Origin of the sequence: Caldimonas tepidiphila (assembly GCF_003569765.1) — a bacterium.
GTDB classification, from domain to species: domain Bacteria; phylum Pseudomonadota; class Gammaproteobacteria; order Burkholderiales; family Burkholderiaceae_C; genus Caldimonas; species Caldimonas tepidiphila.
On sequence record NZ_KZ983977.1, the window covers coordinates 1 to 213 of the forward strand.

Genomic DNA, 213 nt, shown 5'->3' on the forward strand with positions numbered 1-213 from the left:
GGCGGGTTCTTCACGCCGAGCTTCGGCAGCAGCCACTGCTCGATGCCGGTCATGAGCGTCGCAGTGTTGCGCCCCTTCTTGAACCACTGCTTGAAGTTCTTGGCCTGGTTGAGCTCCGCGTGCAGCCAGCTCGCTTCGAACGCCTCGGGGTAGGCCGAGAGCTCGTCGTGCTGGCGCTGCTGGCCCAGGGCTTCGAAGGCGGCCTCCGCGCAC

1 pseudogene is annotated in these 213 nt (G+C 66.7%); it reads right to left on the reverse strand.

Annotation, left to right across the window (positions count from 1 at the left end):
* Positions 1-213, reverse strand: a pseudogene (locus D3A59_RS26220) (electron transfer flavoprotein-ubiquinone oxidoreductase); the annotation flags it as partial.